The organism is Mycobacterium lehmannii, assembly GCF_002245535.1.
GTDB classification, from domain to species: Bacteria; Actinomycetota; Actinomycetes; order Mycobacteriales; family Mycobacteriaceae; genus Mycobacterium; species Mycobacterium lehmannii.
In genome coordinates, this window is the sequence record NZ_NKCN01000012.1 from 1 (window position 1) to 20,002 (window position 20,002).

The 20,002-nt window shown below is 66.3% G+C and carries 19 protein-coding genes and 1 pseudogene; 6 read left to right on the forward strand and 14 right to left on the reverse strand.

The genetic code is table 11. The annotated features are described in order from the left end of the window. From CEX87_RS14730 to CEX87_RS14760, 7 genes and pseudogenes are all read right to left on the reverse strand, one after another. Positions 1–250, reverse strand: a pseudogene (locus tag CEX87_RS14730) (HNH endonuclease signature motif containing protein); the annotation flags it as partial. A gap of 412 nt (positions 251–662) precedes the next feature. Next, entirely contained in the window at positions 663–1,007 is a 345-nt protein-coding gene (locus CEX87_RS27375) for a hypothetical protein (protein ID WP_174522716.1), read from the reverse strand. After that, positions 1,004–1,387 carry a cupin domain-containing protein gene (locus CEX87_RS14740; protein ID WP_064398224.1) on the reverse strand — a complete coding sequence of 128 codons (384 nt, stop codon included), beginning with the start codon at positions 1,385–1,387 and terminating at the stop codon, positions 1,004–1,006. The genes CEX87_RS27375 and CEX87_RS14740 overlap by 4 nt, the downstream gene beginning before the upstream one ends. Positions 1,388–1,469: 82 nt before the next feature. After that, entirely contained in the window at positions 1,470–2,111 is a 642-nt protein-coding gene (locus tag CEX87_RS14745; protein WP_064398227.1) for a helix-turn-helix transcriptional regulator, read from the reverse strand. Beyond that, positions 2,108–2,455, reverse strand: a complete 348-nt coding sequence (fdxA, locus tag CEX87_RS14750; RefSeq protein ID WP_064398228.1) for a ferredoxin — start codon at positions 2,453–2,455, stop codon at positions 2,108–2,110. Before fdxA ends, CEX87_RS14745 begins: the two co-directional genes overlap by 4 nt. A 166-nt stretch (positions 2,456–2,621) precedes the next feature. After that, positions 2,622–4,337: an aa3-type cytochrome oxidase subunit I gene (gene ctaD, locus CEX87_RS14755; protein ID WP_064398230.1), complete on the reverse strand. Its 1,716-nt coding sequence runs from the start codon at positions 4,335–4,337 to the stop codon at positions 2,622–2,624. A 624-nt stretch (positions 4,338–4,961) separates the two neighbouring features. Beyond that, positions 4,962–6,773, reverse strand: coding sequence for an AMP-dependent synthetase/ligase (locus CEX87_RS14760; RefSeq protein ID WP_094287869.1), 1,812 nt, complete (start codon positions 6,771–6,773; stop codon positions 4,962–4,964). Between the two features lie 151 nt (positions 6,774–6,924). On the opposite strand from CEX87_RS14760, the gene CEX87_RS14765 reads away from it, so the two are divergent. Both CEX87_RS14765 and CEX87_RS14770 read left to right on the forward strand, forming a co-directional pair. Continuing rightward, positions 6,925–7,284 carry a DUF4440 domain-containing protein gene (locus CEX87_RS14765; RefSeq protein WP_094287871.1) on the forward strand — a complete coding sequence of 120 codons (360 nt, stop codon included), beginning with the start codon at positions 6,925–6,927 and terminating at the stop codon, positions 7,282–7,284. After that, positions 7,281–8,126 carry an SDR family NAD(P)-dependent oxidoreductase gene (locus CEX87_RS14770; protein WP_064417595.1) on the forward strand — a complete coding sequence of 282 codons (846 nt, stop codon included), beginning with the start codon at positions 7,281–7,283 and terminating at the stop codon, positions 8,124–8,126. The genes CEX87_RS14765 and CEX87_RS14770 overlap by 4 nt, the downstream gene beginning before the upstream one ends. Positions 8,127–8,134: 8 nt before the next feature. Here the strand turns inward: CEX87_RS14770 and CEX87_RS14775 are convergent, their stop codons facing one another. Beyond that, positions 8,135–8,953: a MerR family transcriptional regulator gene (locus tag CEX87_RS14775; protein ID WP_094287873.1), complete on the reverse strand. Its 819-nt coding sequence runs from the start codon at positions 8,951–8,953 to the stop codon at positions 8,135–8,137. A gap of 37 nt (positions 8,954–8,990) precedes the next feature. Here CEX87_RS14775 and CEX87_RS14780 point away from each other — a divergent pair, with 37 nt between their 5' ends. Then, on the forward strand, positions 8,991–9,257 hold the full coding sequence (locus CEX87_RS14780) for a YdeI/OmpD-associated family protein (protein WP_064398241.1): 267 nt from the start codon (positions 8,991–8,993) through the stop codon (positions 9,255–9,257). On the opposite strand, the gene CEX87_RS14785 is transcribed toward CEX87_RS14780, so the two are convergent. Further along, positions 9,258–10,463: an NAD(P)/FAD-dependent oxidoreductase gene (locus tag CEX87_RS14785; RefSeq protein ID WP_094287875.1), complete on the reverse strand. Its 1,206-nt coding sequence runs from the start codon at positions 10,461–10,463 to the stop codon at positions 9,258–9,260. Between the two features lie 168 nt (positions 10,464–10,631). Here CEX87_RS14785 and CEX87_RS14790 point away from each other — a divergent pair, with 168 nt between their 5' ends. Genes CEX87_RS14790 through CEX87_RS14800 form a run of 3 tightly spaced genes read left to right on the forward strand, consistent with a single transcriptional unit; the run spans position 10,632 to position 13,185 of the window. After that, positions 10,632–11,327: a TetR/AcrR family transcriptional regulator gene (locus tag CEX87_RS14790; RefSeq protein ID WP_094287877.1), complete on the forward strand. Its 696-nt coding sequence runs from the start codon at positions 10,632–10,634 to the stop codon at positions 11,325–11,327. Continuing rightward, positions 11,324–12,268, forward strand: a complete 945-nt coding sequence (locus CEX87_RS14795) for an SDR family oxidoreductase (protein ID WP_094288005.1) — start codon at positions 11,324–11,326, stop codon at positions 12,266–12,268. Before CEX87_RS14790 ends, CEX87_RS14795 begins: the two co-directional genes overlap by 4 nt. 5 nt (positions 12,269–12,273) lie before the next feature. Continuing rightward, the gene (locus CEX87_RS14800) at positions 12,274–13,185 is read left to right on the forward strand and encodes a DUF7065 domain-containing protein (RefSeq protein ID WP_094287879.1); all 912 of its coding nucleotides are present in this window, start codon (positions 12,274–12,276) and stop codon (positions 13,183–13,185) included. On the opposite strand, the gene CEX87_RS14805 is transcribed toward CEX87_RS14800, so the two are convergent. The 5 genes from CEX87_RS14805 to CEX87_RS14825 form a co-directional block, all read right to left on the reverse strand. After that, on the reverse strand, positions 13,182–14,462 hold the full coding sequence (locus CEX87_RS14805) for a hypothetical protein (protein WP_094287881.1): 1,281 nt from the start codon (positions 14,460–14,462) through the stop codon (positions 13,182–13,184). The two genes, CEX87_RS14800 and CEX87_RS14805, sit on opposite strands and share 4 nt — an antisense overlap. Continuing rightward, a complete protein-coding gene (locus tag CEX87_RS14810) occupies positions 14,456–15,217 on the reverse strand; it encodes an SDR family NAD(P)-dependent oxidoreductase (protein WP_094287883.1) in 762 nt (253 codons plus the stop codon). The genes CEX87_RS14805 and CEX87_RS14810 overlap by 7 nt, the downstream gene beginning before the upstream one ends. Continuing rightward, positions 15,214–17,571, reverse strand: coding sequence for a CaiB/BaiF CoA transferase family protein (locus tag CEX87_RS14815; RefSeq protein WP_094287885.1), 2,358 nt, complete (start codon positions 17,569–17,571; stop codon positions 15,214–15,216). The genes CEX87_RS14810 and CEX87_RS14815 overlap by 4 nt, the downstream gene beginning before the upstream one ends. A 5-nt stretch (positions 17,572–17,576) precedes the next feature. Further along, positions 17,577–18,548: an enoyl-CoA hydratase/isomerase family protein gene (locus CEX87_RS14820; protein WP_094288006.1), complete on the reverse strand. Its 972-nt coding sequence runs from the start codon at positions 18,546–18,548 to the stop codon at positions 17,577–17,579. A 124-nt stretch (positions 18,549–18,672) separates the two neighbouring features. Then, positions 18,673–19,917: a cytochrome P450 gene (locus tag CEX87_RS14825; protein ID WP_094288007.1), complete on the reverse strand. Its 1,245-nt coding sequence runs from the start codon at positions 19,915–19,917 to the stop codon at positions 18,673–18,675. Positions 19,918–20,002 lie beyond the last annotated feature (85 nt).

Genomic DNA, 20,002 nt, shown 5'->3' on the forward strand with positions numbered 1-20,002 from the left:
GGACCCTCAACACCTCTTTCCACGATTTGGCACCCATCTGTTGCGGCGTCGCCTCGGTCTGCAGGCGGGCGAGCAAGCGGTGACTCATCGCGGGGAACTGGCAGCCGAGACCTTCGAGCTCATCAAGCGCCGTGACCAGATCGGGGCGGGTCAGCAAGTCGACATCACAGGCGGCCACCTTCTCGTAGGCCGCACGCAAAGCGGTGATCGCGTCCTGCAGGTCGCTTCCCGACATGCCTCGAACATACATTCGACCACTGACAAACCCTGGACTCAAACTTCCTGGCAGGCCTGCGTATCCACAACGCGGCCGGTGTTGAGGAGGTTGACTGGGGGATGGCTAGATCACGTCGAACAAATATTCCTGCCGAGGAGAAGACCCGATTGGTGCTGGCCGGGGAGAGGAGCGGGCTGAAGCGTCAGTGGATGGGGTCGAACGTTGGCGCAGCGCAGAGCATTCACTGAGGCGGCGGCGAGCCGCTACTAGCTGACGCGAAGGCAAATACCGCGCGAAATGTGTTGCTGCCACGGATGTGTGGTCAAGGATGTACCGGTGCGAGTGCAGCGTGTCACGGCGATACAGACCGGATCGGAAGATGCACGGTCCCCCGGAAGTCGTGCGCTGGATGCGTATGGCGGTCATTGTCTTCGCGGGCGGCTTCCTACGTCTGGCGTCGTGGACTGCCGGTGGGCTTGGTTGCGCGGTCACGACGTGAGGTCTCCCACGTTGCGGTGGGTAAAGTCCCGTCGCGCAACGCCGCTCCGACATTGGCCAGCAGATGCTGCATGACCGCGACACAGGCGTCGCCGTTGTCGCGCAGGTCTGTCATGCCGCGGTGCGCGAGAAAGGCATTCACCCGGCGCTCGATCGGCCAGTCAGCGTACGTCAGACCGGTGAACTCCGATCCGAGGAATTCCCAGGCGATGGTGTCGAGGTCGACCTCGCACAGCCCGCGCAGGTGAACGGACGCGCGTGGCCGCAATGCGCGCTCCAGGCGCGCGGTCATGCCGGTCTCTTCGATTTGTGCAGTACGGCATCCGGTGATGCGGCGGTGTGCGGCTCGTCGGCATGGACGGTGAGCAAGATGACCGAGTCCTGCAGCGCATCCAGGTAGTGACGTCGGGTGGGCAAGGTGAGCTGGTCGCCGGTGACGCCATCCCAGCGGTCGTCGACGGTGCTCAGCCGCACGCGTCCCCGCAGCACCTGAAGGGTCGCCTCGGCCGGATCGGCTTCTTGGCGTAACCGGAGGCCTCTGGTCAGCGCGACCACTGTTTGGCGTAGCCCGTGATCGGGGCCGCCGTGAACGGTATAGGCGGCCCGGCCCCCGAACCGGCGTGCCCGGCCGAGCTGTTCGTCGGCAAGAACCTGCAACGGAACAGATCTCATGGTCTCTACCTCTGCTTCCTCTTTTGTGCGTCGGGAGGGCGGCGCGGCACCACCACCAGGCGCTGGGCGGTGTGCGTGGCCCTCATGACGAGGCCGCGGTTGTCGAGGCGAGATGCGCCACGCACAGATCCGGTTCGGCGAACGGCGTCAGCTCGTCGACGGTGAAGGGCGCATCCCAGACTTCTAGGGCGCCTTGCATAAGCCCGAGATGCACTGGGCAGACCACATCGCGGCGTTCGCCCGCCACTTCCAGGAATGGGCAGTTGCGCAACCCGATCTCATCGAGACCTGTTGTGCTGGAGCGTTTCTCGGGGGCAAACCCCAGATCGGATAGCAGATTTGTAAGCTGGTCGACGGCCTGACGGCGGCTGCGTGTTCTGCCGGGCTCGGCGACATGGCGGGCCCACGCGCGCCCAGCGGCGACGGCCTGACGCTCGGGCTGGGGCCGACGCGCGAGCGCATCGGCGAGGACGGCGGCCAGCGTCCGATAGTCACGCGGGCCGCCGGGGTCCATGCCTACGACCGCGCGAAACATCAGCGGGGGCCGTCCCGGCTTGGTGCGGTCGGCCTCCCCGGCTTGCACCCGACCGGACTGCATCAATGCGTCGAGGTGAAACCGCGCGGTGTTGGGGTGAATATCCAACCGCTCGGCGATCTCGGCGATGCTCAACGCCGCATCTGCGGTCCGCAGCAACGCGAACACGTCTTCGCGTCGCCCGCTCATGGCTGGTCCTGTCGGACCATCGCTGCCACCAACGGGGCATCGGCGGCCACCGGGCCGAGCTTGGCCGCACCACCGGGGGAGCCCAACGGCGCTTCGCGTCCGGGCAACGTGTCGAAGAAGAATGCGGCGTTGTCGGCGAGGTGCCCGTGTTCGTCGGCGGGTAGGTCGTCTTCGTAATAGATCGCCTCCACAGGGCACACCGGTTCGCAGGCGCCGCAATCCACGCACTCATCCGGATGGATGTACAGCGCCCTGCCGCCCTCGTAGATGCAGTCCACCGGGCACTCTTCGACGCACGCCCGATCCATGACGTCCACACAATTCTTGCCGATGACGTAGGTCATGCTCTCGAGTTTACACAATAAGCAGTTGTAAAAACTAGAGGTTGTGCGATCACATTGGACGCTAAATTCGATCGAGAGGTATTCATTCGGGTCACGTTGCGCAGCAGCGGCTATCAGCGCATGCCTCGACGTAGGCCTGGCCTGCGGAGCCTGTTTACGCTGAGGATCAGCGGTGAGCGACTGCGTCGGTATCGTGACGGCGCCCGATGTGAGCTTCAGCGCGCATGCGGTCGACCATCCACGGGTAGTGCAGTTCGAACGCCGGGCGTTCGGAGCGGATGCGCGGCAGTTCGGTGAAGTTGTGCCGCGGCGGCGGGCAACTGGTGGCCCACTCCAGCGAGTTGCCGAAGCCCCAGGGGTCATCGATGGTGACCGGCTCGCCGAAGCGCCAGCTTCTCACCACGTTCCAGCTGAACACGATCATCGATACGCCGAGGACGAACGACCCGACGGAGGAGACGACGTTCAACGTGGTGAAGCCGTCGGACGCCAGGTAGTCGGCATACCGGCGCGGCATACCTTCATTGCCCAGCCAGTGCTGCACCAGAAATGTGGTGTGGAAGCCGATCAGCGTCAGCCAGAAGTGCAGCTTGCCGAGTCGCTCGTCGAGCAGTCGACCGGTCATCTTCGGGAACCAGAAATAGATGCCCGCGAAGGTGGCGAACACGATCGTGCCAAACAGCACATAGTGGAAGTGCGCGACCAGGAAGTAGGTGTCGGTGACGTGGAAGTCGATCGGCGGACTGGCCAGCATCACTCCCGACAGGCCACCCAACAGGAAGGTCACCATGAACCCGACCGAGAACAGCATCGGTGTCTCAAAAGTCAACTGGCCCTTCCACATCGTGCCGATCCAGTTGAAGAACTTGATGCCTGTCGGCACTGCGATCATGTAGCTCATGAAGGAGAAGAACGGCAACAACACCGCACCGGTGGCGAACATGTGATGGGCCCACACCGCCATCGACAGGGCCGCGATGCCCATCGTCGCGAAGACCATGTTGTTGTAGCCGAACATGGGTTTGCGCGCGAAGACGGGGACGATCTCGGTGACGATGCCGAAGAACGGCAACGCCACCACATAGACCTCCGGGTGGCCGAAGAACCAGAACAGGTGCTGCCACAGGATCGCGCCACCGTTGGCGGGGTCGTAGACATGGGCGCCCAGGTGCCGGTCGGCCGCCAACCCCATCAACGCGGCGGTCAGCAACGGAAACACCATCAACACCAGAATGGATGTGATGAGGATGTTCCAGGTGAAGATCGGCATCCGGAACATCGTCATGCCGGGCGCGCGCATGCATACCACGGTTGTGATCATGTTTACCGCGCCCAGAATCGTGCCCAAACCACCTACGGCCAGGCCCAATATCCACAGATCGCCACCGGCGCCGGGCGAGTGAATCGCATCCGAGAGTGGGGTGTAGGCGGTCCAGCCGAAATCCGCGGCACCGGTCGGCGTGATGAACCCCGACATGGCGATCAGACCGCCGAACAGAAACAACCAGTAGGACAACGCATTCAGTCGGGGAAACGCGACATCGGGTGCGCCGATCTGCAGTGGCAGAACAAGGTTGGCGAAGCCGAACACGATCGGAGTGGCGTAGAACAGCAACATGATTGTGCCGTGCATGGTGAACAGCTGGTTGTACTGCTCGTTGGACAGGAACTGCAGCCCAGGGCTCGCCAACTCGGTACGGATCAACAACGCCATCAGGCCGCCCGCAAAGAAGAACCCGAAACAGGTGACGACATACATGATCCCGATGAGCTTGTGATCGGTGGTCGTCAGCAGCTTGTAGACCAGCGTGCCCTTTAGGCCGACGCGGGCTGGAAATGGGCGACGAGCTTCCAAAACCGCGGGAGGTGCTTCGGCGGTCATGGGTTCCCTCCTGTCCACACGCGGTGGTGACGGTGTGGACCGGCTGGCCGGGCGGTCAGTCGGTCATACTTCGGTTCGCTTCAGGGGCGAAGGCGCGATGCATGTCGGCCACGCGCGTGCGCGCTCGGATGTTGGTGACGGAAGCTGCTGCAATACAGCGTCTTTCGTGAGTAGAAACCCGTTGTGGCCGAAGCGGCACCATCGCCGGAGTCCGCGCTTCGTCGCCCGCGACCGCGACACCCTGCAGGGACGGCAGGTGTCGTCGCGCCTGGTCAGCGGCGCATCGCGACCTGCCCCGTCGGCGTCGTGGACCGGCCTGGTGTCTGCGGCGACGGCCATTCATCCGGACCTCCCGCTACTTTTTACAAGCTACGATTGTGTAAAATACTAGCGCGGACGTCTCCGGTATGAAACCCTCCACAATCCCTACCCCGCGGCGGCCGCCCCTATCGGGTCCTGCCGCCGGCCAGGGCTGGCGGCGCTTGCCGACGGGCCGTGCCTTTCGCCGCCGGACCACCCGGCCGCGACAGCTGGCAGTCCCCACACCACTGCAGCCAACGACATTGCCGGTGTCGGATTTCGCCGACAGTGTGGAGTGGCAATACGTCTACGGCGATGCACCGCTCAGGAGTAGAACGAGTCAAGCAGTTCCTGATGGTTCTTTTCGACGACGCCCCGCTTGACCTTCAGAGATGGTGTCAGCTCGCCGTTTTCGATCGACAGGTCGTGGTCGAGCAGCTCCCACTTCTTGATCGTTTCCCATCGGTTCAACTGCGAGTTGAGTTCGTCGACGTAGCCACCGACCATGCGCCGCACGGCATCCGACTTCACCAGCTCCGAGTAGGACTTGCCGCCGAGGCCGTTCTGTTCGGCCCATCCCGACAGTGCATCGGGATCCAGCGTGATCAGCGCGACGCAGAAGTTACGGGATTCGCCGAAGACGAGCATGTGGCCCGCATACGGGCACAGGGCCATGAACTTGCCCTCGATGGCCGGCGGCGCGACGTACTTTCCGCCCGAGGTCTTGAACAATTCCTTGATCCGGCCGGTGACCGTCAGGAAGCCGTCCTCGTCCAATTTGCCCCGGTCTCCGGTGCGCAGCCACCCGTCGTCGGTGAACGTCTCGGCCGTCTTGTCGGGCAGGTTGTGGTACCCGTCCATCACACACGGGCCCTTCACCTGCACCTCGCCGTCATCGGAGAGACGCACCGACGTGCCGTCGAACACCTGCCCGACGGTGCCCAGCTTGTAGTTGTCGGGCCGGTTGATGAACGCACCGGCCGCGGTTTCGGTCAGGCCGTAGCCCTCCAGGATCAACAGGCCTGCGGCGTGGAACCATTCGGCGATCTCGCGGTTCAGCGGAGCGGAGCCGGAGATGAAGAACTTGATGCGTCCGCCGAACACGTCGCGCACCTTGCTGAAGACCAAGCGGTCGAACGCGGCGTGCGCGATCTTCAGCGGAAGCGGTACGTCCTCACCCTTCAGCCGGTGCCGGTCGGCATTGCGTCCCACGGCGAAGGCGGCTTCGAAGAGCTTCTCCTTCACACCCTCCTGAGAGGAGGTGACCTTCGCGTGGGCCTTCTCGAAGATGCGCGGCGCAGCGCCCATGAACGTCGGCTTCACCTCGGCCATGTTCGGAACGATCTTGTCGACGCGGCCGTCGATCGCGCTGGCGAAGCCGCATGCCAGCTGGGCCGTGATCAATACCTTGCCGAACGCGTGGGCCAGCGGCAGCCACAACAGCTGCAGATCGTCCTCGCCCAGGATGCCGAAGTCGGCGATGGTGTTGCCCTCGTACACCCATGCCCGGTGCGGCAGCCTCACACCTTTGGGCTTGCCGGTCGTCCCGGACGTGTAGATCAGTGTCGCCAACATTTCGGGCTTGATCGAGTCCGCGGTTGTCCGCACGCACTCGGGGTGATCGGCGAGGTACTTGGTTCCGACGTCGATCAACTCGGCGATGGTGGTGACCTGGTCCCCGTCACCCGCACCGTCGAAAAGCACCACCTTCTCGAGGCGCGGCAGGTCGTCGCGCCGCTCCTTGAGCTTCTCCAGTTGCGTCTCGTCCTCGGCGAACACCACGCGAGATTCCGAATTGCTCAGTATGTAGGCGGTGTCGGGGGCGTTGGTCGTCGGGTACACCGTGGTGGTGGCCGCTCCGGCGCACATGACCGCGAGATCCGCGAGAATCCATTCGTACCGCGTGCTCGAGGCGATCGCGACACGTTCCTCGGGCTGGATGCCCAGTGCCAGTAGCCCGGCCGCCACCGCCTCTACCTGTTCGGCGGCCTCCCGCCAGGTAAGCGAAACCCACCGATCCCCATCACGCCTGCGGAACGCCTCCCGGTCGGCGGACTTCCCAACGCGGTCGAAGAACATGGCGGCCACGTTGGCCGCCGATACGGTCGTGGGTTTCTGGTTGGTGTCGGTCGACATCGCTGTTCTCCTGGAATCTTCGTATGGCACCGGTGCCGTTAGTGTCGCGCCTCTAGTACCCAATGCGGGCGGGTATGACGCGATGGGACTGTAAGCCCCCGGTGCCGCATCGTCTTGACCCTCTCCCTGGGGGAGACTCGAAGATGGGCGCATGGCAATGCAACAGAGCGACAGCACCGCTATTGGACGAGACGAACTGCCCTGGGCGGTCGCGACCTATCTCACCGCCCACCGCGACGGCACGACCGCGCTGACGGCCTTCACCGTCGACGCCACCGTCACCGACGAAGGGCACACCTACCGCGGCCACGGTGAGATCGCCGACTGGCTGCGCAACGCCGCCAGCGGATACACCTACCGCACCGAACTCGTCAGCGCGACCCGCCTCGGCGGCGCACACCTCGATGTCCTCCAGCACCTCGAGGGCGACTTTCCCGGTGGCGTGGCAGACCTGCACTTCCGGTTCACTCTCGACGGCGAACTCATCAGCCGCTTGGTGATCGAACCATGACGAGGACGTGGTTCATCACCGGAGGGACCCCGGGCGGGTTCGGGATGGCGTTCGCCGACGCCGCTCTCGAGATCGGCGACCGTGTCGCGCTGACCGCGCGCCGCCCGGCCGAGCTGACCGACTGGGCGCAACAGCACGGCGAGCGCGTCCTCGTGCTGCCGCTCGACGTCACCGACACCGAGCAGGTGCGGGAGGCGGTGCGCGCCACCGAGGACCACTTCGGCGGTATCGACGTCCTGGTCAACAACGCCGGCCGCGGCTGGTTCGGGTCAATCGAGGGTATGGCGGACGCCGCGGTCCGAAAGATGTTCGAGCTCAACTTCTTCGCGGTGCTGTCGGTGATTCGCGCGGCGCTGCCCGGTATGCGTGCCAGGGGCAGCGGATGGGTCGTCAACATGTCCTCGGTCGCCGGATTGCGCGGCGTCACCGGCTTCGGTCACTACAGCGCAACGAAAGCCGCGATCGAGGCGATCACCGAGGTTCTCCGCGACGAGGTCGAACCGCTGGGCATCCGCGTCATGGCGGTCGAACCCGGAGCGTTTCGGACCCGTGCCTACGCCGGCTTCGGCCACGAACCGATCGAGGAGTCCATTCCCGAGTACGGCACTCTGCTCGAGCAGGTGCGCGACACGATGGCCGAACAGGACGGTGCTCAGCCGGGCGACCCCCGACGCGGGGTGCGCGCCGTCGTCGCGGCCATGGCCGAAGACCCGCCGCCCCGGCGGCTCATCCTCGGCAGCGGCGGCTACGACACCGTCGTGGGCACACTCGAAGAAGCCCTCGCCGAGGTCCGAGCACACGAAAAGCTGTCCCGAGGAGCGGATTTCCCACCTGAAAGCTGACGCGGAAATCAAGTGAGATCTGGGGCGACCCGAAACACCGGCCAGCCGATCTCGGTTCGCCACCGGGCCGGGTCGCTCGTGTCGCGAGGGCCCACCACGTAGGTTTCGTGGATCGGTCCGTCGACCGCGAGCGCATTGTGCACCACCCAGGCTCCGAGACGGCCGTAGGTGACGTCGAGATCGTCGTGCGGACCTTCGTGGATGGCGACGACGAGATCGACGGGCGGAAACTGCACGACCTCGATGCGGCCGGACGCTCGCGGGGAGCGCACCGGCCGGAAGACCGTCATCGTCCCGACGGACTGGGTGAACAGTTCGTTGGCGTACCGCCCGCCGGGCGGCCCGGTGCGCTCGGCTTCGGGGAACGCGGCATCCAGTTCGGCCATCGCCGCGTCGTACCACGCAAGCGAATCGTCGAGCCGGACAAGACCGGTGATCGCAGCGACCCGCCGGGCGGGAAGTGACCGCAGCTCGACATCCAGGTCGGCAGGCTCCGGGTTCAACAACCGGCGTAGGGAGACGACCGCGGCGCGCGTCCGGTCCAGCTCGGCTTCCAGTCGGCGCACATGACCGGCGATCACCTCGGCACGCCGCTGCGGATCCTCGGTGTCGAGGATGGCCCGGACTTCGGCGAGCGGCACGTCGAGCTGGCGGAGCCGGTGGATCACCTGGGCGGTCGGTATCTGTTCGGCGGAGTAGAAGCGGTACCCGGTATACGGGTCGACGAAGGCGGGCTCGAGCAGTTTGGCCTCGTGGTAGCGGCGCAGCGTCCGCACGCTCAGATGCGTCACCGTGGCGAACTCTCCGATGGTCAAACCCGACCGCATGCGGCCAGTCTGCCTTCCCGCCGTCTATCCTGCGCCCATGGGAAGCTCGCGAGTCTCCGGTGGCGTGGTGCACAAGCTGCCGACCGATCTGCGTAAGGCATTGCTCGCCAACGACACCGCGCTCGAGGCCTGGAACGACATCACGCCGCTGGCGCGCAACGAGTTCATCTGCTGGGTCGAGGACGCCAAGCAGGAGAAGACCCGCGAACGCCGAATCCGCCGCACCCAGGAAGAGCTCGAAGAAGGCAAGCGTCGCCCGTGCTGCTGGCCGGGCTGCAAGCACCGTGAGCGAAACGGCAAGTAGTCACTGCTCGTACGCGGGCGCCGTCTGCAGTTCCGGTTCCGCCGCGGCCAGCAGCGCCGCACGGTCACCGGTCAGCGGGGGATAGATCCGCTCGCCGTTGATGATCCGCTTCGTCGCCTTGGCCGTCGCGCCGGTGCTCACGACGCGGCGGTCCCAGCCCTCGGTGTACACCGCACCGGCCGGACCGAGGTCGAGGACGGTGACGTACCACGGAATCCGAAGCGTCCGCATGGGCAGGCCGAGCAGGTCGCCGATCACGTTGTAGCCCGCATACCGACCCATCGGCCTGCCGTGTTGACACGACATCACCGACATGTGCTCGTCGTCCATCCGCGCGGCGGCCACGTCACCCGCGGCGAACACGCCATTCACGCCTTCGGCCCGGAGATAGTCGTCGACCCGGATGCGGCCGTGCCGGTCCAGCGGCACACCCAGCTGACGGGTCAGCGGATGGGCGCGCATACCGGCACACCAGACGACGGTGGCCGTCTCGATCACCTCACCCGTCGACAGGGTGACACTGCGCTCGCCGACCGCGGTGACGCCCGCTCCGGTGATGGCCTCGACACCGTTGTCGCGCAACGCTTTCTCGATGACCGGGCGCGCCGACTCGCCCATGTCCGACCCGACGCGGGCATTGCGGTCGACGAGCACCACCCGCGGTGACGACTCCGGACCGAGGGCGTCAGCCAGCATCGCGGGTAGCTCGTTGGCCGTTTCGACGCCGGTGAGGCCCGCACCGACGACGACGGCCGTCCCCGACGCCGGGTCGTCGGCCCGCAGCGTGCGAAGGTGCCTGTGCAGTTCTTGCGCGGCGTCGTAGGTGTCGACGTCGAACCCGAACTCGGCCAGCCCCGAAATGTCGGGTTTGACGACGCGACTGCCCACCGCCAGCACGAGGCGGTCATAACTCAACGTCGCTCCGTCGGCGGTGCCCAGCGTCGCGGCCGCCGGGTCGATCGCGGTCACCTCCGCGCACACGTGCCCGACGCCGACGGGATCGAGCAACTGCGACAGCGCAATTCGGCACGGCGTGAGGTCTGCTTCGTAGTTGCGCACCCGGATGTCGTGATACGGCTTCGGGCTGACGACGGTGACGTCCACCGTGCGCACGCCGAGTTCGTCGAGGCGGCGTGCCGCGCCGAGGGCGGCCCACAGTCCGGCGAACCCGGACCCGGCCACGAGAACGCGCGCTGACGCCGGCATCGTCTCATCGTCGTGTGCCGACGGGGCCGGGGCAAGCAGCCTGACGAACTCGCGAACTGTACGCCAGGGTCGTGGTAGCCCGGCATTCCGCGACCCTCCGGTACGTCTCGCGAGCTTCACACCGAGCTTCACACCGCCGTCGAGGCGCTAAATCAATCGCTTGATTTAATGGTGAGGCCCGTGTCTACTGGGTCGGTGACCGCAGCCCGGCCCTTGAGTGGACATCGATCGGAAGGAACGCGCGAAGTACTGCTCGCCGCCGCCGAGCGCCTCTTCGCCGAACGGGGTATGCACGCCGTGTCCAACCGCCAGATCAGCGAGGCGGCTTCGCAGGGCAACAACGCCGCGGTCTGCTACCACTTCGGCACCCGCACCGACCTTTTGCGCGCGATCGAGAGCAAGCATCGGGTGCCGATCGAACAGTTGCGCGCCAGGATGCTGGCCGAGCTCGGCACGTCCGCCGGCCTGCGGGACTGGGTCGATTGCCTGGTGCGTCCGCTGACCGAACACCTCGACCAACTCGGCAATCCGAGTTGGTACGCGCGCTTCGCCGCACAAGCCATGGCCGACCCGAGTTACCGCGAGGTCGTCACCAAGGACGCCCTCTCGTCCCCGCATCTGGTGCAGGTGATCGACGGCATCACGGGATGCCTCGCCGAACTGCCCAAGCGGGTCCGCTTCGAACGGATCGTGATGGCGCGCAACCTGCTCATGCACACCTGCGCCGAGCACGAAGGCGCGCTGGCGCAACACGGTCCGCTCGCGAGGTCGCCCTGGCCGCGGGCCGCCGAAGGGCTCATCGACGCGATCACCGGCCTGTGGCAGGCGCCTGTCCGCCGGACCGTCTCGAGGAACTCGCAATGAGCCGCGGGCTCGAACTGCACGTGCCCGATCTGTCGGGTCGCCTTGCCGTGGTCACCGGCGCCAACAGTGGTCTCGGATTCGGGCTGGCGCGCGAGCTGTCGGCGGCCGGCGCCGACGTGGTCCTGGCGGTCCGCAACCACGCCAAAGGGGAGGCCGCGATCGCGCAGATCCGCCAGGCCGTCCCGCAGGCCAGCACACGCATAGCACAGCTGGATCTGGCGTCGCTGGAAAGCGTCGCGGTCCTGGGTGAACGGCTCGCCTCCGAAGGTCGTCCGATCGACATCCTCATCAACAACGCCGGCGTGATGACACCGCCGCAGCGGCAGACGACCGACGACAACTTCGAATTACAGTTCGGCGCGAACCATCTCGGCCACTTCGCCCTGACCGGACACCTGTTGCCGCTGCTGCGGGCGGCCGAAGCCGCGCGCGTGGTCACCGTCAGCAGCATCGCCGCCACGCAGCGCGGATTGACATTCGACGACCCCAACGCGGAACACGGATACCGGCCCATGCGCTCGTACGGGATGGCCAAGCTGGCTCAGCTGATGTTCGCCAAGGAGCTCGATCAACGCAGCCGCGCACACGGATGGGGCGTCATGTCGAACGCCGCGCACCCCGGCTTGAGCAAGACCAACCTGCTCAGCGGCGCTTCCTACGGTCGGGACAAACCCACCCTGAACGCCCGGCTCACCAGGGCCACATGGCGCCTGCTGCCGTTCATGTGGCTCGACGTCGACGAGGGGATCAAACCGACGCTCTACGCCGCGACATCACCCGACGCCGAAGGCGGTGCTTACTACGGTCCACGCGGCTTCTACGAGACCGCGGGCGGCGGTGTGGGTTACGCGAAGGTACCGGGAGCGGTGCACCGAGCCGAGGACCGCCCGGCGCTGTGGCAGTTGTCCGAGAAGCTGACCGCCGTGACCTACCAGGATTGAGCGCCATGACAACTGCCGCGATCACCGCAGCCGACGAGGTCTTCCACCCCGCCACTGATGACCCGAACTGGAACGAGAGCGGGTGGTTCAACTTCGCGATCCCCGAACGAGACGTCAACGGGTTCGTGTACTACTACCACGATGTCCGCACCGGGACCAGCGGCGGCGGGCCCGCGATGTGGGACCCCAGTGGCGAACAGACCTACGACTGCCTGTTCTACGACTGGCGCTGGATCCAACCCCCCACGGGGGCACTGGATTTCACCGACTTCCAGCTCCCGAACTCGCTGCGTCACGTCGTCGAAGACCCGATGCACCGCTACCGGCTGTCCTACTCGGAGCTGGGGCTCGACCTGGATCTGGAGTGGACGTCGCTGATTGCGCCGCACGTCCTCGGCGAGGCATCCCCGCAGCACTGCCACTTCGACCAACCGGGCCGCATGCGGGGCACCGCGACGCTGAACGGCGAGCGCTTCGACATCGACTGCTTCTCGATGCGCGACCGCACCTGGGGTCCGCACCGCCCGGGTGCCCGCCGGTCCGGTGACTACCTGTGGGCCATCGCCGACACCGAATCGAGTTGGCACGCCATCACGATGGCGACCCGCTCTGGAGTCGACCGTGTGATCGGCGGATACCTGCTGCGCGACGGGACGGTGGGCGAACTCGTCACCGGCGCGCGCCGCGTGCTCGACCGCCGCGCGGGCGCCCCCGCACGGGTGGTGCTCGACGCCGAAGATGACCACGGCCGGGCCCTGCACGCCGAAGGCGAGGTGCGTACCGCGTTGCGCTGGCTCGGCTGGCCCGGACGGATGACGTTCTGGACGTTGACCGACTGGCGGTGGGACGGCCGACAGGGGTGGGGTGAGGACCAGGAGTTCTTCGCTCGCGAACAGGTGCGTGCGCTGATGCGTTAAGGCCCAGCCAGTTTCGCTGCCCAGCCGCGGGTCTGCCACAGGTTCAGCACATTGATCAGCATCTGCAACGGCGCGCGCACGCTCTCGTCGGACCGGATGCGCGGGTCCGTGCGTGTGGTATGCGGGCCCGCGTCGGGAAGCCGCTTGCGGATCAACGCAGGCACGTCGAGCAGCCACGTGACGCCCATCAGCGTTGCGTACAACACCAGATGACGCTCCACCGTGGCGGGGTCGAGGACCGGCCCACCGCTTGCGAGCACCTCCCTGCAGAGCATCTCGAGCAGCTCGTCGAGATGGTCGTCCCACAGCGATGTCTCGGCTCCCGACAGGGATCCCCATACCGCCATCGACACGTGCATCCGGCTTACGCAGCCCCAGTCCATCAGCCCGCAGTGCAACTCGCCATCGTCGTCGCGCCAGAACCAGGCGTTGTCCACGTTGGCGTTCCAGTGGCACAGCGCGAGGTAGTCGGTATCTCCGCTCAGCTGCTGCCACACGTCTGCTTCGCGCCTCATCAACTCCGGTGCATCCGCGGTCATCTGAGACAGGAACGACGACGAGCGCACGTTCTGTGCGAACAGGCCCTCGTGGTGTTCGACGAACTCGGCGAGCCGGCGCAGTCGGCGCTCGAGTTGATCGGCGGTGTACACCGGCGGTTGGCCCACGGTCGCCGCCCGCAGGTCCACCGGGAACTGCGCGAGCAGATCGGCGGGCAGCCGACCCGACCGTTCGGTTCCCGCCAGCCGCGCCACCGCGGTCAACAACGCCCGGTAATGCGTTGCCGGCTCGGGCATCTCGTAGTCGAGACATTTGTGGTACTGCGGTTCGATCGCACCGGTGCCGAACGCGATCCGCTCACTGATCATCAACCCCGTGCCGGTTTCGCGGTGGAAGTCGGCGAACACCGTGGCAGGCACCGCGATCGGAAAGGCCGCAGCGCGCGTGAGCGCCGCGAACCGAGTCTCGGATTCCATCTGGGTGCGCCCGACATCACGCACGGCATCGTCGAAGTCGCGGGAGAACTTCACGAACAGGTCGGTGCGCGCGTCGGGGTGCTCGCGCGCGTACCGCACTTTCAGCACGGCCTTGCGCCCGGTGCTGCCGCCGGATACCAGGTCGAAGCGCTCGATCGCGACCACTTCGTTGTCTTCGGACAAGACACCGTAAGCGCGGAACGCCTCGGTGAGGAACTCCGTTCCGCCCTTGCGCAGCGCTTCGGGGTGGGCGGGGAACGCGAGGCCGGTGGCGTCACCGTGCACCCAGTCGACCTTTACCATGTCTGTTCCGCCGCTCGCACGAGGATCTCGTTGACCGCGACGCGCCTATCACGTGTCACCAAGTACGTCACCGCGTCGGCGATGTCCTCGGGCCTCAGCTTGACCATTCCGGACGTCCTGGCCTGTTGAGCCGTAAGCGCCTGCGGGTCAAGGTGATCGAAGATCTCGGTTTCGACCGTTCCCGGTTCGACGATTCCCACGCGGACCCGGTTGCCGACGAGTTCCTGGCGGATGCCCTCGCTGAACGCGTTGACGCCGAACTTGGTCAGCGAATAGACGGCGGTTCCCGGCCGCGCCACCCGCCCGCCCGTCGAGCTGATCGTGACGATATCGGCGACACCCCGCGGCGAATCAGCGGCCGCCGCGATCAGATGGGGGAGCGAGGCTCGCGTGGCGTACAAAACGCCCCGAATGTTGACCGAGACTAGGGCATCCCAATCGGCCAGCGGCGCGTGCGCGGCGGCACCCATGCGCAACAAGCCGGCGTTGTTGACCAACGTGTCGAGGCGGCCCCACTCGTCGACGGTCATCGCCACCGCGGCGGCCACCTGATCGGCGTCGGTCACATCGGCGGGCACGGCCAGGGCTGTGCCACCTGCCGCCGCGATCTCATCGGCGAGCGCGTTCAACCGGTCGCGCCGCCGCGCCACCAGTGCAATCGAGGCGCCCTCGGCGGCGAGCGCACGGGCGGTTGCCGCGCCGATCCCGCTGCTGGCCCCGGTCACCAGCGCCACCGTCCCGGCCAACGCGGTCACGTTTTCCTCACTTCCTGCCCGAGGATGTCGCCGAGCACGTAGTCGTTGTGTTCCCCCAGGTTCGGTGCGCCGCGTTCGATGCGTGCGGGACGGGTCATCAGCCATGAGGGCCCCAGCACCGGCCGCTGGCCTTCGACCCGGTCGGACACGAAACGATACGTGCCGCGGTCCCAGAGCAAATCGTCACCGATCACCTCGGTGGCGGTCGCGCTCTTGGTCGCGGGCACACCGGCGCAGCGCAGCCGCTCGGCGAGACCGCCCGCCTCCTGTTCCCGGGTCAAGGCGCTCAGTTGCGCATCCAGGACCTCGGCATCGCGTTGTCGCGCGGCGATTGTCGGATAGCGCGCGGCGAGCTCATCGGCGCCGAGTACCTCGCAGAGACGGTGCCAGGCATCGTCGTCCGTGACGGCGACCGCGATCCAGTCCGCGCCCGCGCAGGGGTAGCAGCCGTGCGGCGCGATGTCGGCGTGGCGGTTGCCGTCGGGTCCCAACAGCCGGCCCGTCAGGTTCTGCTCGAAAAGGCAGTCGCCCACCATCGACGAGAGCACCTCGACGGCGGAGACATCGACGAATTGGCCCTGCCCCGTGCGCTCCCGGTGCAGTAGCGCCGCCACGGCGGCCAACGCCGCGGCCGCACCCACGGTGGAATCGCCGTAACGCATGCTCGCCCCGAGCGGAGGGCCGCCCGGATAACCGACCAGCGAGGCGAGGCCCGCCAGGGCGGCGAAACACGGCGCGTAGCCGGTCTGATGGCCCAGCGGCCCGTCGTTGCCCCACATTTTGACGGACACCGAGATGATGTCGGATTTGAGCGCGGTCAGATCCCGGTATCCGAGGCCTTGCCGCTCCATCGCGCCTGGCCGCAGGTTGTTGAGCACGATGTCGCTGCGAGAAATCAACGCCAACAGCGCGTTCCGGCCGCCGGGCGTCTTGATGTCGAGGTCCACGCTGAGGATCTCGGGGTTGATGCTTAGGAAATAAGGCGCGTGGTTGATGTCGGTGCCGCCGTAGGCGCGCATCTCCTCCGGAGTGGCCGAGCACTCGACCTTGATCACCTCGGCGCCGAGGAGGGCCAGCATCTTGCCGGCATAGGGCCCGGCCCACACCTTGGTCAGCTCGACGACCCGCACACCCTGCAACGGTCCACCCCGGGAACCGTGGGCCTTGAGTTGCGGGTTCCGCACCGCGGGCGGGGTGCGCGGGCTGGAGAGTCCGGCCAGGACCTCGTCGGTGTGCTGGCCGAGCGTCGGTGCGGGTCGAGTGATCCGGGCCGGGGTCGCGCTCAGCCGGTAACCCACGGTGGGGTAGGCGCTCGTGCCCAGCACGGGATGGGTAGCTTCGCAGAAGAACTCACGGTGCCGGTACTGCGGTGAGCGCAGGAGTTCGGCCGCGCCGTTGACCGGCACCAGGGGTACGCCGAGTCGCTGCGCCTCTTCTGCGGTGTCCTCGCCGGGCCGGTCGCGCATCCAGTCGGCGAAGCCGCTGCGGAAGTCGGCGACCCGCCCCGGTGTGACGCCGAATTCCAGCCAGTCGCTGTCGAATTCGTCGAGCCACGCCGGCGCCCCCATCAGCGTTTTGAGGCCCAACCAGTGCGTGCTGTTGGTCATGTAGAGGTAGACAAAGCCGTCGCGCGAGGCGAAGAACGTCGCGGGTCCCGCCTGGTCGTAGTCGTCGCGGCGGTTCTGTGGCGCGATCTCCCCGGTGACGAACCGGCCCAGGATGCAATCCGCGCGCGACACCAGGACGGCCTGCTGTGATACGTCGATGTATTCGCCGCGGCCGGTGTGCATCCGCTCGAACAGCGCCGACATCACACAGAGGGCGGCGTCGAGCGCGCCCTCGTAGTCGGCGAGGAACCGGCCGGGTCCCTTCAACGGCGGCCGGTCGGGATCGGCGTGGCTGGGGGTGTGGTACCCCCACCCGCTGGCGTGGAAGACGTTCAGGCTCACAGCGTTGTCGAGCGCCGCCGGTGCGGTGAGGCCGAACGGCGTGACGGCACAGAACACCACGTGGGGATGGCGGCGGGCGACCTCCGCGGCCGACAATCCGTGCTCGGCGGCCCAGGTCGCGCTGTGGTCGTCGATCACCGCGTCGGCGGTCGCGATCAGCTCATGTGTTGCGGCAGTGTCGAATTCGACCGATCGCTTGTTGGTGTTGAGGTAGGCGAACAGCGCGCTGCGTTCGGGACCGTCCTCGCCACCGACTAACGGCGCCATGGCCCGGGTGGGACTGCCCCGCCCGGGCCGTTCGACTTTGACGACATCGGCACCCAGATCGGCCAGCAGCTTGCCGCAGTATTCGCCGGCGACCCGCTCTGCCACCTCGACGATCCGGAAGCCGGTCAGCGCCGACATGCCGGTCAGGGCTTGTTACGTCCCGACCGGCTCAGCCGCCACTCCGGCGGGAAGTTCATGTCGTTGTCCTTGACCACGTTGTTGAGCCCTTTTTCGAAGGTGCCCTCGGTGAGATCGACATCGTTGCGCTGGTCGTTCTGGATCATCGGCAGCATTCCCTCGACCATGCCGGTCAACAGGCTGCCGAAGTACTCGCCCTTGTGCTGCTTATACAGCTCGAGGAAGGTCTTCTGCACCGCGACCGTGTCGGTCGGGCGCGACTTCGAGCAGGCGAGCGCGTACTTCTCGGTCTCGGCTTCGAGCTGGTCCCTGGGCACAACGCTGTTCAGGAAGCCGCACTCGTACATCTCCTTTGCGTTGAACGGCCGGCCGGTGAACAGCATTTCGGAGAACTTGCGCAAGCCCATCGTCTCGGCCCACCACCACAACCGCGGTCCCCACCCGACATAACGGAACGCCGGATGGCCGAACAGCGCGTCGTCGGAGGAGACCACCAGATCGGCGTCGCCGGCCTGATAAAAATGCCAGCCGTAGCAATACCCCTTCGCTTCGATGATGCTGACCTTGCGAAGTTCCTGTAGGGGCCGGTTGCCTGCACGCGCCTTGGCGTAGAAATCGGTCACCGTCGACAGGTAGCGATACGAACCGCCGGGCGGGTACTTGACGTCGTCGTCGTTGATCGCGAGTTCGTGCAGCAGCGGCATGCCCGGGTTCTCCAGCATGCCCCGCTGTTCGGGAAGGTCGCCACCGCTGCCGAAATCATCGCCCTCGCCGCGGATCACGACGACCTTGACGTCGTCGTCGACGTTGCACTTGTGGATCATGTCGGCGTAGAGCTGGCGCATGCCCATCGTCGTCGAGTTCTGCGCCTCGGGCCGATTGAACGTGATGTAGGCGATCCGGTTCTTGCGGTCCTTCTCGAACCGGATGTGCTGCTCGGCTTCCCGTTTCATCTCTTCGTAGTCGTACTCTGGCATGTTCGCTTCCTCCACTTTGTGTTACCTCCGGTAGGTGGCCCGCGTAGCCGGGCAGCTGAACGCCTCCGACGCAGTCGAATTCGTCAGGGGCGAAGACTCTGATCTTCGTGCGTATCGCTCTCCGTCAAACCACCACGGCAGGCATCGACTCCCATCCACGCACGGTGGACGTCGGGCTGAGCTCGGCATCGGTGACGTCGACGTGCCAGTCCGGGAATCGTTGAAGGATCTCGTCCAGCGCGATACGTCCTTCCAATCGTGCGAGCGCGTTGCCGAGGCAGAAGTGCGTGCCGACCCCGAAGCCGAGGTGCTGACGCGGGGGCCGATTGATATTGAACCGCTCGCTGTCAGCGCCGAAGCGTCGCGGGTCACGATTGGCCGCGCCGACGATCAACATCATCGCGTTGCCCGCGGGCACCGTCTCGCCGTAGTAGGTCACGTCGCGGGTGACATATCGGCAGACGTGCGGGGCGGGTGGCTCGAAACGCACGACCTCCTCGATGGCCGCAGGCAGCATTGACCGGTCGGCGACCAACGCGCGCCGCTGGTCGGGGTGATCGGAGAGCAACTTGCCGGCCCAGCCGATCAGCCGGGTGGTGGTCTCGCTGCCTGCCGTCGCGATCACCTGCAGGTAGAGCAGAAGTTCCTCGCGGCCCAGTCGCCGCAGCCTCCCGGTCTCGTCGGTGAACTCGGCGTTGAGCAGTTCGGTCATGATGTCGTCGCTGGGATGTTGTGCCCGCCAGTCGATGTAATCAGCGAAGACCTGACCCGTGGCGATGGGGCCGTCGGGGTTGTCGGTCATCTTGCCGCCTCGTTCGGTGCGGATCGTCGACTCGCCGTGTTCGATCACCTGCTCCTGGTCGGCCTCCGGAATGCCGAGCAGCATGCCGATCACCCGCGTGGGCATCTGAGCGCCGAGGTCCTTGACGAAATCGAAGCGGCCCGCGCCGATCAAAGGGTCCAGGCAGCGGGCGGTGAACTGACGGATCTTGGGTTCGAGCGCGTTCACCTTCCTGGGAGTGAAGATCCGCGACAGTAGCTTGCGGTGGATGTAGTGGATCGGCGGGTCCTCGAAGATCAGCGTGCCGGGCGGGATGTCCAGGCCGGCCTTGATGATCTCCAGGACCGCCCCGCGCGCCGAACTGAACGTCTCGTGGTCGAGCAGTGCCGCGTCGACGTCGGCGTAGCGGCTCAGCGCATAGAAGTCGTGCTCGGCGTTGTAATAGAGCGGTGCGTGCTCACGGATCCGCGAGAACATCGGGTAGGGGTCGCGGTTGAGGTCGGCGTCGTAGGGGTCGTAGTGGACCCCCTCCTTCTCGGTGTCGCTGTCCCGGCTGTCTCGCACACCTTCGTCAGCGCTCACCGTCATCTGCGTTCCGCCTTCCACCGGACCTCACTGGAGCGGTGCCGTCACACGCCACCGGTTCGTGGACAGTCTGTCAGCGCTCGTCCGC